Annotated in this window: 13 protein-coding genes; 6 read left to right on the plus strand and 7 right to left on the minus strand. The window is 71.8% G+C overall.

Going from position 1 to position 11,949, the window contains the following annotated elements; all coding sequences use genetic code 11:
- Window positions 1–83: 83 nt before the first annotated feature.
- Entirely contained in the window at window positions 84–341 is a 258-nt protein-coding gene (locus ABTZ91_RS09460) for a hypothetical protein (protein WP_407077924.1), read from the plus strand.
- A gap of 198 nt (window positions 342–539) precedes the next feature.
- Window positions 540–2,633, plus strand: a complete 2,094-nt coding sequence (locus ABTZ91_RS09465; protein WP_352076550.1) for an MDR family MFS transporter — start codon at window positions 540–542, stop codon at window positions 2,631–2,633.
- A gap of 90 nt (window positions 2,634–2,723) precedes the next feature.
- Here the strand turns inward: ABTZ91_RS09465 and ABTZ91_RS09470 are convergent, their stop codons facing one another.
- From ABTZ91_RS09470 to ABTZ91_RS09485, 4 genes are all read right to left on the minus strand, one after another.
- Window positions 2,724–3,191, minus strand: coding sequence for a YchJ family metal-binding protein (locus ABTZ91_RS09470; protein WP_352076551.1), 468 nt, complete (start codon window positions 3,189–3,191; stop codon window positions 2,724–2,726).
- A gap of 47 nt (window positions 3,192–3,238) precedes the next feature.
- Window positions 3,239–3,832 carry a GNAT family N-acetyltransferase gene (locus ABTZ91_RS09475; RefSeq protein ID WP_352076552.1) on the minus strand — a complete coding sequence of 198 codons (594 nt, stop codon included), beginning with the start codon at window positions 3,830–3,832 and terminating at the stop codon, window positions 3,239–3,241.
- Window positions 3,833–3,883: 51 nt separating this feature from the next.
- On the minus strand, window positions 3,884–4,807 hold the full coding sequence (locus ABTZ91_RS09480; protein ID WP_352076553.1) for an aminoglycoside phosphotransferase family protein: 924 nt from the start codon (window positions 4,805–4,807) through the stop codon (window positions 3,884–3,886).
- A 61-nt stretch (window positions 4,808–4,868) separates the two neighbouring features.
- Window positions 4,869–5,255: a VOC family protein gene (locus tag ABTZ91_RS09485; RefSeq protein WP_352076554.1), complete on the minus strand. Its 387-nt coding sequence runs from the start codon at window positions 5,253–5,255 to the stop codon at window positions 4,869–4,871.
- A 17-nt stretch (window positions 5,256–5,272) separates the two neighbouring features.
- On the opposite strand from ABTZ91_RS09485, the gene ABTZ91_RS09490 reads away from it, so the two are divergent.
- Both ABTZ91_RS09490 and ABTZ91_RS09495 read left to right on the plus strand, forming a co-directional pair.
- Window positions 5,273–6,616 (plus strand): 6-phospho-beta-glucosidase, encoded by a 1,344-nt coding sequence (locus tag ABTZ91_RS09490; protein ID WP_352076555.1) that lies wholly within the window; start codon window positions 5,273–5,275, stop codon window positions 6,614–6,616.
- Between the two features lie 58 nt (window positions 6,617–6,674).
- The gene (locus ABTZ91_RS09495; protein ID WP_352076556.1) at window positions 6,675–8,576 is read left to right on the plus strand and encodes a M64 family metallopeptidase; all 1,902 of its coding nucleotides are present in this window, start codon (window positions 6,675–6,677) and stop codon (window positions 8,574–8,576) included.
- Window positions 8,577–8,698: 122 nt separating this feature from the next.
- Here ABTZ91_RS09495 and ABTZ91_RS09500 read toward each other — a convergent pair whose 3' ends face one another.
- The 3 genes from ABTZ91_RS09500 to ABTZ91_RS09510 all read right to left on the minus strand — a co-directional run bounded on the left by ABTZ91_RS09500 (window position 8,699) and on the right by ABTZ91_RS09510 (window position 10,694).
- On the minus strand, window positions 8,699–9,517 hold the full coding sequence (locus tag ABTZ91_RS09500; RefSeq protein WP_352076557.1) for an SAM-dependent methyltransferase: 819 nt from the start codon (window positions 9,515–9,517) through the stop codon (window positions 8,699–8,701).
- Between the two features lie 73 nt (window positions 9,518–9,590).
- Window positions 9,591–9,827 (minus strand): DUF397 domain-containing protein, encoded by a 237-nt coding sequence (locus ABTZ91_RS09505; RefSeq protein WP_015037566.1) that lies wholly within the window; start codon window positions 9,825–9,827, stop codon window positions 9,591–9,593.
- Window positions 9,828–10,694 carry a helix-turn-helix transcriptional regulator gene (locus tag ABTZ91_RS09510; RefSeq protein WP_352076558.1) on the minus strand — a complete coding sequence of 289 codons (867 nt, stop codon included), beginning with the start codon at window positions 10,692–10,694 and terminating at the stop codon, window positions 9,828–9,830.
- 257 nt (window positions 10,695–10,951) lie between these two features.
- Between ABTZ91_RS09510 and ABTZ91_RS09515 the strand changes: the two genes are divergently transcribed.
- Together ABTZ91_RS09515 and ABTZ91_RS09520 are read left to right on the plus strand one after the other, a co-directional pair.
- Window positions 10,952–11,380, plus strand: a complete 429-nt coding sequence (locus tag ABTZ91_RS09515) for an ATP-binding protein (protein WP_352076559.1) — start codon at window positions 10,952–10,954, stop codon at window positions 11,378–11,380.
- A gap of 5 nt (window positions 11,381–11,385) precedes the next feature.
- Window positions 11,386–11,850: a hypothetical protein gene (locus ABTZ91_RS09520; protein ID WP_352076560.1), complete on the plus strand. Its 465-nt coding sequence runs from the start codon at window positions 11,386–11,388 to the stop codon at window positions 11,848–11,850.
- Window positions 11,851–11,949 lie beyond the last annotated feature (99 nt).

The raw sequence follows: 11,949 nt of genomic DNA on the forward strand, positions 1-11,949 counted from the left end.
ACCGGCACCGCCATCCGGTACGTATGGATACGTATGGAGGAGGGAAACCCTCTCGCCGCCCGCCAGACTCACAAGGACCGATCGTGATCGCCTCGCCCTCGCCCCTCGTCCCCGTGCCGATCCCCGACCGTGTCGCCGCGCTCATCGGTTCCTGCCTGCCGCTGCACGTGCTCCAGGCCGAGTTCGACGCCGACTGCGCGGCGCGCGAGGTCTACCGCTTCCGCGGGCCGCTGTGCGCCGAGGACCGGGCCGACCGCGAGCACGCCCTCGCCGCGCTGGCGCGGGCGAACAAGATCCTCGCCAAGCACCACCCCAAGCTCCCGGTCCGCCCCGGGTACTGATCCTCCGGCGCTCGGCCGTTCGGGGCACGGGCCCCGCGCCGGGTACGGACCCTCGGGGCGCTCGGCCGTTCGGGGCACCGGCCCCGCGCCGGGTACGGACCCTCGGGGCGCTCGGCCGTTCGGGGCACCGGCCGTGCCCCGCACCGGTTCGGGCGTACTCCGCATGCGGGACACGGGCGCCGGTGTGAGGCTGCCAGCGTGACCACCACCAGCGAAGCAGCGCCCGCGCCTCCCGCCGCCGAGCCCCCGGTGCTCGACAGCCGCCGTCGCAACGTCGTCTTCGGCACGATCATGCTCGGGGTGCTCCTCGCCGCGCTCGACCAGACGATCGTGGGCACCGCGCTGCCGACGATCGTCTCGGACCTCGGCGGCGGCGCCCACATGTCGTGGGTGGTCACCGCGTACCTGCTCGCGGAGACGGTCGCGACCGTCCTCGTCGGCAAGTTCGGCGACCTGTTCGGGCGCAAGGTGATCTTCCAGATCTCGGCGGTCGTCTTCATCACCGGCTCGTTCCTGTGCGGCCTCGCCACCAACATGACCCTGCTGATCGTCTGGCGAGGCCTCCAGGGCATCGGCGCCGGCGGTCTCATGGTCACCTCGATGGCGCTGATCGCCGATGTGATCCCGCTGCGCGAACGCGGCAAGTACCAGGGTGCGATCGGAGCGGTGTTCGGTGTCTCGACCGTGATCGGGCCGCTGCTCGGCGGTCTGTTCACCGATCACCTGAGCTGGCGGTGGGCGTTCTACGTCAACGTTCCCCTCGCGATCCTGGTCGTCATCGCCGCCGCCCGCGCCATCCCGTCCGTACGCGCCGCGAGCCGGCCCGTCATCGACTACCTGGGCATCGCGCTCGTCGCCGTCGGCTCCAGCGCCCTGATCCTCGCGACGAGTTGGGGCGGCAACGAGTACGCCTGGGGTTCCGGGGTCATCATCGGGCTCTTCGTCGGCGGCCTGGTGGCGCTGGCGCTCTTCTGCCGGGTGGAGACCCGGGCGGCCGAACCGATGCTGCCCATGCGGCTGTTCCGCAACCCGGTCTTCACCGTCTGCTCGGTGCTCAGCTTCGTCGTCGGCTTCGCGATGCTCGGCGCGATGATCTTCCTGCCGACCTACCTCCAGTACGTCGACGGGGACTCGGCGACGATGTCCGGCATCCGCACTCTCCCCATGGTCGCCGGACTGCTCATCGCCTCCGTCTTCAGCGGCAACGCCGTCAGCAAGACGGGCCGGTACCGGATCTTTCCCATCGCGGGCTGCCTCGTGATGGGCGTCGGGCTCTATCTGCTCTCCCTGATGGGTCCCGGGACCGGCAGCTGGCTGGAGTCGCTGTACATGTTCGTGCTCGGCGTCGGCATCGGGCTGTGCATGCAGGTCCTCACCATCGCCGTGCAGAACACCGTCGACTACGCGGACCTGGGCACCGCCACCTCGGGCGTCACCTTCTTCCGTACGCTCGGCAGCTCCTTCGGCACCGCCGTCTTCGGCACCATCTACGCCAACTCCCTGAGGCCCAACCTGACGGAGGGCGTCGCCGGTGCCTCGGCGGTCGCGGCGGACCTCGGCGTGGACCCGGGGGCCGTGGCCGTGGCCGCGCAGAGCCCGGCCGGCGTGCACGGGCTGCCGGCCGAGGTGGCGGCGCCGATCGTCGGGGCGTACGCCGACACCCTGCACACCGTCTTCCTCTGGACCGTGCCGGTCGCGGCCGTCGGCCTGGTCGTGGCGTTCTTCCTCAAACAGGTGAAGCTGCGCGACACCGTCCGCGCGTCCGCGCCCGACATGGGCGAGGGCTTCGCCTCGCCCACGACCAGCGGCGACTCGGCCAAGCTGCTCGAACTCGCGGTCGGGCGGATCGTCCGCCGCATGGGCTCCGACACCGCCCGGCGGATCGTCACCGCGTCCGACACCCGGCTCGACCCGGCCGGCGCCTGGGCCGTGATGCAGGTGGAGCTCTTCACCCGCCTCGTCGGCCACGCCAGCCTCGGCCTGATCGCGGCCGGCCGCCGGGTCCCGCCCGAGGTGTTGCTGCCGGTCTTCGACCGGATGGTCGACGAGGGTTTCCTCACCCGCGACGGCAATCTGCTGTCCCACACGCCGGCCGGGAAGCGGGAGGCCGACGTCATCGCCAAGGCGTGGAGCGACTGGCTCAGCGACCGCCTGGAGCGGGAGAGCGGGCGGCCGAGCGGACCGGAGCTCAGGGCGGCGACCGATGCCATCGCGAAGAAGCTGATCGCTGAGGACCTGGCGCAGGGGCTGCCGGAGGCGGGGCGGGAGAGGGTGGGCGCGGCGGTGCGGTGATCGGATCCGATATCCAGGATCCGGGATATCGGATCCTGGATATCGGATCTGGATATTGGATCCCGGATATTGGATCCAACCTTCCCGGTCTCAGTTCAGGAACTCCCCGTCCACGTACACCCACGCCCCCTCGTGCCGCGCGAACCGGCTCCGCTCGTGCAGCTCTCCCGGCACCCCGCCGTGCGTGAAGCGGGCCCGGAAGGTCACGGTGCCGTGCTGGTGGAAAGCGGTGCCGTCGCCGGTCTCCTCGATGTCCAGACCGGCCCACCGCATCGCGGGGTCGAAGTCGACCGCGCCGGGCCGCGTCTCCGGCGCCCAGGTGCGCAGCAGATAGGCCTCGTCGCGGACGACGAAGGCGCTGTAGCGCGAGCGCATGAGCAGCTCGGCGGTGGGCGCGGTGGCGGGTCCCGTGTGGAAGCGTCCGCAGCATGTGCCGTACGTGGCGGCGAGCCCGCAGGGGCAGGCGGAATCGGCGGTCACCGCGGGCGTGGAGGCGGATGCGGAGGAAGGTGCGGACGTGCGGGTGGAACGGGCGGGGCGAGCCTTGCGTCGGGACATGGCCCCATTGTCGCGCGCCGCCACCGCCCGCCCCGCCGAGGCGCCCGTCAGCGCGGGTCGCGCCACATGCCCCACAGCACCGGGCCGCCGCCCGGGAGCTCGAACTCCTCGCGCACGGTGAAGCCGAAGTGCTCGTAGACGGGGAGGTTGGCGGCCTTGGAGGACTCCAGGTACGTGGCCTGGCCGGCCGCGTCGGCCTTCGCCAGGCCCGAGCGCAGCAGGGCGGCGCCCTGGCCCGTGCCCTGGGCCGCCGGGTCGGCACCGATGAGGGCCAGGGACCAGTGAGGCTCCCGCGGGGTGTGCGCGGCGGCCGTCTCGACGGCCTCCTTGAACAGGCCGGCACGGTCACCGAGGATGCCGATGAGCTCCTGGATGGTCTCCGCGTCGGGGACGGCCTTCTCCTGCGCGTCGGCCGGCACCCAGAAGGCCGCGGCGGCGGCGGTGCGCTCGCACACCCCGTTCCGGAGGTACTGGCGGGTGAAGAGGGTGGAGAAGTAGCGGCCCAGGGTCGCCTCGCGAGAGGCCTCCTCGGGGAAGAACCAGCGCATCATCGGGTCGTCGTCGAAGGCCCGGGCCAGCGTGTGGCTGATCGCCGGGGCGTCCTCGAGCACTGCCGTCTTCGGCAGGTTGGTTATCGCCATGCGGACATTCTGCCCTCAAACGATCTTGGACGGCCGCCGGGGGTCCTCCGGTCACTCCGTCCCGAACCAGGACTCCGCGAGCGCGTGCAGGCGGCCCTCCCCCGCGACGCCGAGCTCGCGCAGGTACCAGGCGAGGTCGCTGTACACATGGAGCAGGGTGTACGCGAGCACGGTGGACGGCTCGGCCGTACGGCCGTACGCGCGCGTGAGGCGGGCCATCAGGGCCGGGTCGCCGCGGGTGACGAAGACGCCGACGCCCACGAAGTCGTAGGCGGCGTCGCCGATCATGGCGGGTTCGAAGTCGAACAGGCCGGTCAGCCGCCAGCCGTCGGGATCCACGAGGAAGTGCTGCAGCATGACCTCGGTGTGCAGCAGGCAGGGCCTCGGGGCGCGCGGCAGCGCGACGGAGGCGAGGAAGTCCGGTATCTGCTCCAGCCACGGCTGCGCCAGTCCCCGCTCGCGCTGCCGGGCCACGGCTCCCGCCCGCTGCCGGTCGACGAAGGCCCCCCAGTCCCCCGGCCCGAGGACGTCGCCCAGCGGCCCGGGATCGAGGGCGTGCAGCGCCGCCAGTGCCTCGCCGATCTCGGTGACGAGCCGTTCGCGGTGCTCCCGGGGGACGCGGTCCCAGACCTGGGCGAGGTTCTCGCCGGGGAGCCGGGACATCAGGACGTACCGCCAGCCGTTCTCGTAGGCCCCGGCGGCCCGCACCTCCGGGGTGCGGACCGGCAGCCTTCCCTCGACATGGGCGAGGACCCGGCCCTCGGCGACGCCGTCAGGGGCGGCGGCCCCCGGGAAGAGCTTGAGGACGTGCCGGTCCCCCACCGCGTACACCGGCTGCGAGCCGTCGGGGAAGCGGGTCAGCGGCGCGCCGGCGAGGCCGAGGCGCGCGCAGAGGTCTTCCGCGCCGGGGCGCATGACCGTCTCGTCGGGGACGATCGCGTCCCATTCCTCGTCCGTCTCCACCGAGGGCAGCATGATCGCCACCGTAGGCGGCCCGCCCGACGACGTACAACGGTTTTCGCCGCGATGGGCCCCGTCAGGGCCGGTAGCGCAGCGGATGCCCCTCCGGCACCTCCACCACCGCGATCCGTACGCCGTCCGGGTCGGCGAGCCACATCTCGATCAGGCCCCAGGGCTCGGTGACCGGTTCGCGCAGCACGCGCGCGTCGGTGCCGCGCAGTTCCTCGCGGGCCGCGTGGACGTCCGCCACCTGGAGCCAGAGCCGGAGTTCGGGCTCGGGCGGTGTGGTGGCGGCGCGGCCGGAGAGTTCGAAGAAGCCGCCGCCGAGGAAGTAGACGGTGCCGCGCTCCGGACCCGTGCCGAACTCACGGTAGACCGCAAGGCCGAGCGTCTCGCCGTAGAAGCGGCGGGAGCGCTCGGGGTCGGTCGGGCGGAGCAGGATCCTGCTGCTCAGTACGTGCATCCGAGTAGCGTACGAGCATGAAACTGACGATTCTCGGAGGCGGCGGATTCCGGGTGCCGCTCGTGTACGGCGCCCTTCTCGGCGACCACGCCGAGGGGCGGGTCACCCACGTCACCCTGTACGACCTGGACGCCGGGCGGCTGTCGGCGATCGCCCGGGTGCTCGCCGAGCAGGGCGCGGGGGTGGCGGACGCGCCGGAGGTGAGCGCGACGACGGATCTCGACGAGGCGCTGCGCGGCGCGGACTTCGTCTTCTCCGCCATCCGGGTGGGTGGTCTGGCGGGCCGGGCGGCCGACGAGCGGATCGCGCTGGCCGAGGGTGTGCTCGGCCAGGAGACGGTGGGCGCGGGCGGTATCGCGTACGGGCTGCGGACGCTGCCGGTCGTGACGCACATCGCCCGGCGCGTCGCCGAACTCGCGCCGGACGCCTGGGTCATCAACTTCACCAACCCGGCCGGCATGGTCACCGAGGCGATGTCGCGGATCCTCGGCGACCGGGTGGTCGGCATCTGCGACTCGCCGGTGGGGCTCGGCCGCCGGGTGGCGCGGGTGCTCGGCGCGCACCCGGACGAGGCGTGGATCGACTACGTGGGCCTGAACCACCTGGGGTGGCTGCGGGGGCTCAAGGTCGGCGGACATGACATACTCCCCCGGCTCTTCGAGGACGACGCCCTGCTCGGCTCCTTCGAGGAGGGGAAGCTCTTCGGCACGGACTGGCTGCGGTCGCTCGGCGCGGTCCCCAACGAGTACCTGCACTACTACTACTTCAACCGCGAGGCGGTGCGGGCCTATCGGGAGGCCGAGCGGACGCGGGGCGCCTATCTCCTTGACCAACAGGCCGGTTTCTACGAGGAGATGGGCAAGCCGGATGCCCCGCCCCTCGACACCTGGCAGCGGGTGCTCGCGGACCGGGAGGCGACCTACATGGCGCACAACCGGGAGGCCGCCGGGGTCGGCGAACGGGCCGAGGAGGACCTGGAGTCGGGCGGTTACGAGAAGGTGGCGCTGGCGCTGATGCGGGCCATCGCGCGCAACGAGCGGGCCACGCTGATCCTCAACGTACGCAACCGCCACACGCTTTCGGTCCTCGACGCGGACGCCGTGATCGAGGTGCCGTGTTTCGTCGACGCGGCCGGCGCCCATCCGGTGTCGGTGGATCCGCTGCCGTATCACGCGGTGGGTCTGGTGACGGCGGTGAAGGCGGTGGAGCGGGAAGTGCTCGCCGCGGCGGAGAGCGGTTCGCGGGCGGCCGCGGTGAAGGCGTTCGCCCTGCACCCGCTGGTCGACTCGGTGACGGTGGCCCGCCGTCTGGTCGAGGGCTACACGGCCGAGCACGCCGGACTGGCCTATCTGCGTCGCTGAGATGGACGGCTGACGAACATCTTTACGGCGTCGGGCGCGCGGCCTAGGCTCGCGCCCCATGACTTCACAGCGACGTAGGGGTGTTCGACGCGGAGTGGCCCGGCTCGTCGCGGGCTGTCTGCTGGCCGCGGGACTCGTGAGCACGGGTCCCGCGGCCGCCGGCAGTCCGGCCGTCCCGGAGACGGGCGGGGCGACCGTCGTGCCGGTCCAGACGACCGGTCCCGCCGACCGGCGGTTCAACCTGGTCGTCATGGGCGACGGTTACACGGCCGCGGAGATGCCCGAGTTCCGGGCGCACGTGGAGCGGCACCTCGGCATGCTGTGGAGCATCGAGCCGTTCGCCTCGTACCGCTCGTACATCAACGTGTGGGCGGTGGAGGTCCCCTCCGCCGAGTCGGGTGTGGACTGCGATCCGGGCCTGGACGCGCCGGCCCGTGACACCGCTCTGAACATGGGCTTCTGGGGCGGCTGCAACGCGGGCAGCGTGCAGCGGCTGCTCACGGTGGACAGCGCGCGGGCCGCCGCCCACGCCGATCTGGTGCCCGGTACGAGCCCGGCGAACCGGCAGATCGTGGCGCTCGCGAACAGCACCACCTACGGTGGCGCGGGCGGCAGTTACGCCACCGCGTCCGGCGGCAACGCGCTGTCCGCCCTCATCACCCCGCACGAGATCGGGCATTCGCTCGGCGGGCTCCAGGACGAGTACGACTACTACGGGCGCGGGGTGCCGGGCGGTGCGTACACCGGCGGGGAGCCGTCCTCCGCGCACCACACGCTGCTGACGGAGCGGCAGATGCGCGAGGCGCGTGCCAAGTGGTGGCGCTGGCTGGGTGAGGAGAGCGAGTCGGGCGGGGTGATCGGCCGTCACGAGGGCGGTCTGTACAGCACCACGGGCGTGTGGCGGCCCAGCCGGCACTCGATGATGAAGACCCTGGGCTACGCCTTCGACCAGGTGGAGCGCGAGGTCATGGTGCGGGCCATCTCGGCCAAGGTGGATCTGGTCGAGGCGCACACCCCGAACACGGCGCCGGTCGGGGCCGATCGGACGGTGTGGGTGGACACGCTGCACCCGGTGGGCGGTGAACTCGCCGTGGAATGGCGACTGGACGGCCGCCTCCTCGACACCCGGGGTGCGCGCACGGTCGACCTGCGGACCCTGGATCTGCCCCGGGGCCGTACGCACACGCTGACGGCGAAGGTCACGGACCCGACGCCGTTCGTGCGGGACCCGGCGGTGCGGGCGTCCGCCGCCCTCACCCGTACGGTGAGCTGGACGGTGAACCCCGCGCTGACCACCCGGGCGGAGGAGGTCGCGCCGGCCTTCACCGGGCACACCCCGACGGCCGCCCCGGTCGGCGCCCGGTCGGTGGTCCACGCGGACACCACCCATCCGGTGCGCGGGACGGTCGCCGTGCGCTGGCGGCTCGACGGGGAGACGGTGCCGAATCCGGGCAACGACCGTGATCTGGACCTGAGGTCGCTGCGGCTCTCCCCCGGCACCCACACCCTGACGGCGGACATCCCGGGCACCGGCGCGGAGTTGAGGTGGACGGTGGACGCGCTCGCCGCCTCCGCCGCGTACGAGCTGTCGCCTCCGCTGCGTACGGTGCGGCAACCGGGGCGGCCGGTGGAGTACGTGTACGACGGCGCCTTCACGATGCGGCTGACGGCGCGGGACGACCGGGAGGGCGCGGTGGTGAGCCAGTTCCGGGTGGACGGCGACGGCTGGTACACGTACTACGGCTGGCCGACGGACGCCTCGGCCCCGTTCCTCTTCTCGCCGTCCGGCACGGTGATCGACGGTCTCGTCTACGGCAAGCTGGGGCGGACGCGGGCGGTTCCCTGGGACGACGCGACGCCCGACTACGGGACGCACACGGTGGAGTACCGGACGGTGGACGCGGCCGGGAACGTGAGCCGGGCCAGGAGCTTTTTGGTGACGCTGGTCAGGCCGGAGTAGGAAGGCCAACGGGGAGGGGCCCGGCCCGACGGACAGGGGTCCAACACGAGGGGGGCCTAGCACGACGGGAAGGGCCCGCGGACGATTCCGCGGGCCCTCCGGCGTCGTTCGTACGGGTCGCGTCAGCGCTTGCGCCCGACCGCCGCCCAGCCCGGGATCGGGTCGTCGCCCTGGACCGGGACGGGCTCGCCCAGCTCGGGGTGCCACTCGGCGGTGAGGGACACGCCGGGCTCGACGAGGTCGAGGCCGTCGAAGAACGCGGCCAGCTCGTCGCGCGAGCGCGGCCGCAGGGTCAGGCCGCGCGCCTTGTACAGGGCGGCGGCCTTGGCGGCGCCTTCGGGATCGAAGTCGCCGGTGACGTGCGAGAGGACGAGGTAGCTGCCGGGGGCGAGCTTGTCGACGATCTTGGCGACCAGCTCGTAGGCCCCGTCCTCGTCGCCGACGAAGTGCAGCAGCGCGAGCATCGACAGAGCGATGGGCTGGTCGAAATCAAGGACCTTTCCGGCCCTTTCAAGGATGATCTCGGGCTCGCGCGCGTCCGCCTGGATGTACTCGGTGGCCCCTTCCGGGGTCGAGCGCAGCAGCGCGGCGGCGTGCGCGAGCACGATGGGGTCGTTGTCGCAGTAGACGATCCGGGACTCCGGCGCGGCCTCCTGCGCGATCTGGTGCAGGTTGGGCTCGGTGGGGATGCCGGTGCCGACGTCCAGGTACTGGCGTACGCCGTGGGCGCTGAGCCAGCGGATGGCGCGGTGCATGAAGGCCCGGTTGACGCGCGCCATGTCCCGGCCGCGCGCGTCGACGGTGAGGAGCTGGCGGGCCATCTCCTCGTCCACGGGGTAGTTGTCCTTGCCGCCCAGGAACCAGTCGTACATCCGCGCGGGGTGCGGCTTGCTGGTGTCGATCCGTATGCCGCTCGGTACGGATGCGGGGTCCTGTGTCATCGGCTCTCCTCGGCGGGACGAAAGGTTGCGCTGACGGCAAGAGTTACGCGATGTGAGGGGTGGGACGGAAGGGTCAGGTGAGCAGGAAATCAGCCTGACCTGATTTGGCCCCCTGGATGAATGCGGCGATCTCTCCGTGGGTGTAGATGAGCGCTGGTCCCTCAGGGTCTGCGGACTGTCGCACGGCGACTCTGCCGTCGGCCAGCTTCATGGCCTCCACGCAGTTGCCCCCGTTCCCGCCGCTCCACGGCTTGTGCCAGCCCTCGGCACCGAGCTCGGCGGCGGGCATGCCGTTGTATATGCGATCCATTCACAGCTCCTTGCGGAGATTCCGGAGAATCTCCTTCGTGCGTTGTGCAGTCGCGGCCTGGGCCGCCATGCGGTCCATGACCTCGAGGTGGGAGGCCACCTCGGGGCGAGCGTCGAGGTAGACGGCGCCGGTCAGGTACTCGCTGTAGACCATGTCCGGCAGTTCGGGCATGGCGAAGCGGAAGAGGACGAACGGTCCGTAGGTGCCGGGGTGGTGGCCGGACGCGAACTCCGCGATCTGCAGGGTGACGTTCGGCAGCTCCGACGCTTCGAGCAGCCGGTCGAGCTGGTCGCGCATCACTTCGGGCCCGTTGCCGACCGGTCGGCGGAAGACCGTCTCGTCCATGATCACCCAGAACTTGGGCGCGTCCTGTCTGGTGAGCAGGGACTGGCGCTCCATGCGGAGGGCTACATGACGGTCGATCTCCTCGGCGTCGTTGCCGCCGCCGACGGCCCCGCTGCGCAGGATGGCACGGGCGTAGTCCTCGGTCTGCAGCAGACCGGGGACGAACTGGGGCTCGTAGGCCCGGATGAGGCTGGCGGCCCCCTCCAGGCTGACGTACATGGAGAACCAGCCGGGCAGCACGTCGTGGAACCGCTGCCACCAGCCGGGGAGGTTGGCCTCCTCCGCGAGGGCGACGAAGCCCTCCGCCTCGGAGTCCGTGATGCCGTACGCCTTCAGCAGGAGCTGTACGTACGGAATCTTCAGCGCGACCTCGGCGGTCTCCATGCGCCGGATCGTGGCCGGGGCGACCCGCAGGATCCTGGCGGCCTCTTCACGCTTGAGGCCGGCCCGTTCGCGCAGATCCTGGAGACGCCTGCCGAGGACGACCTGTCCCACCGTGGGGGCGGACCGCGGCTCGCTCACTTAAGAAGACCTCCCCGACGCGCTGTTTCGACGAGTGTGCCATGAACACGGCCAGAGAGAACACAGCACTCTGCATTTTTCAGAGTGCCACTTGCCAAGTGTCCGACTCGGGAGCAGAGTATTCCGGTGAACCAGTACGCATGCCGTCGTGCGCTCCCGCGCGGAGGGATGTGTACGGCACTCCTGCCCACAGTTGTGAGGATCCGGTCGTGGCTTCTGGTAACGCGCACTCCTCAGGTCTCATGAGCCCTCGGGTCATGACCCAGCGCCCACGCCCCCACACCGGAGACCGCAGGTTCGCCTTCGAACTGCCCGCCCGCACCGAATCCGTCTCCCGCGCCCGCAGGCTCGCGGAGGAACGCCTCATCCTCTGGGGCTGCGGCCCCGACATACGCGAGACGGTCGCGCTCGTCGTCTCGGAGCTGGTCACCAACGCCGTCGTGCACACCGCGAGCGCCCGGTTCGTCTGCGAGCTGCGCGAGGGCGAGGAACGGTTGCGGATAGCCGTACGCGACGAGGGCGGCCCGGCCGGTCCGCGCATCCGCGACTGCGGCGAGGAGGAGCGCGGCCGCGGACTCATCCTGGTCGACGCCCTGGCCAGCGCCTGGGGCGCGGACCGCACCGGCCACGGCACCGCGCAGATCGTGTGGGCGGAGCTCGCCCACGGCATGGGAGAGCCGTGCTGAGGTCCATGGCGACGCTGCTGAGGGCCCGCGCGGTCGCGCCGGCCCCGCGCGCCCGCAAAAGCCCCGAGAACGGCCCCGCCGGCCCCCACTCCCCCGCCGCCCCCGTCGGTGAGACCCGCCTCTTCGTGCCGGTCGACCTGCCGACCACCCTGGGCTGCGACGCGGTGGGAGTGCCCGCCCGCTACGGCTTCCGCATCCTGTCCCGGCTGCCCGCGAAGGGCTGCGTGTACGCCGACAGCGACTGGTGGTGGTGGCTGGTCCCGTCCGGCTCCGACCTCGACCTGACCTGGCCGCTGCCCGCCTGCTACGCCCCCGGTGCCGTGATCCCCGACCGCCGGCCCCGGCTGATCCACCACCCCGACGGCGACTCCCCGTACACCCCGCCCATCCCGCTCTACCTGCTGGTCTGCCAGCTCACCGGGACCGCCCCGGCCTGGAACGTACCGCCGCAGGTGCGCAGCGCGCTGTGATCTCCCGTTCGTCGAACCCCCGTCGCTGATCTCCCGTCGCTGATCGTCCTCTTGTGATGGGCTTCTTGTGATCGGCCTCCGGGGGTGATCTCCCGCGCC

The organism is Streptomyces sp. NPDC126499, from assembly GCF_040302485.1.
Lineage (GTDB): Bacteria > Actinomycetota > Actinomycetes > Streptomycetales > Streptomycetaceae > Streptomyces.

Coding starts and splice junctions, on each gene's coding strand:
- ABTZ91_RS09470 (WP_352076551.1), bottom strand. CDS start 3,191: ATGTCCCGACGCAAGGCTCGCCCCGCCCGTTCCACCCGCACGTCCGCA.
- ABTZ91_RS09475 (WP_352076552.1), bottom strand. CDS start 3,832: ATGGCGATAACCAACCTGCCGAAGACGGCAGTGCTCGAGGACGCCCCG.
- ABTZ91_RS09480 (WP_352076553.1), bottom strand. CDS start 4,807: ATGCTGCCCTCGGTGGAGACGGACGAGGAATGGGACGCGATCGTCCCC.
- ABTZ91_RS09485 (WP_352076554.1), bottom strand. CDS start 5,255: ATGCACGTACTGAGCAGCAGGATCCTGCTCCGCCCGACCGACCCCGAG.
- ABTZ91_RS09490 (WP_352076555.1), top strand. CDS start 5,273: ATGAAACTGACGATTCTCGGAGGCGGCGGATTCCGGGTGCCGCTCGTG.
- ABTZ91_RS09495 (WP_352076556.1), top strand. CDS start 6,675: ATGACTTCACAGCGACGTAGGGGTGTTCGACGCGGAGTGGCCCGGCTC.
- ABTZ91_RS09500 (WP_352076557.1), bottom strand. CDS start 9,517: ATGACACAGGACCCCGCATCCGTACCGAGCGGCATACGGATCGACACC.
- ABTZ91_RS09505 (WP_015037566.1), bottom strand. CDS start 9,827: ATGGATCGCATATACAACGGCATGCCCGCCGCCGAGCTCGGTGCCGAG.
- ABTZ91_RS09515 (WP_352076559.1), top strand. CDS start 10,952: ATGACCCAGCGCCCACGCCCCCACACCGGAGACCGCAGGTTCGCCTTC.
- ABTZ91_RS09520 (WP_352076560.1), top strand. CDS start 11,386: ATGGCGACGCTGCTGAGGGCCCGCGCGGTCGCGCCGGCCCCGCGCGCC.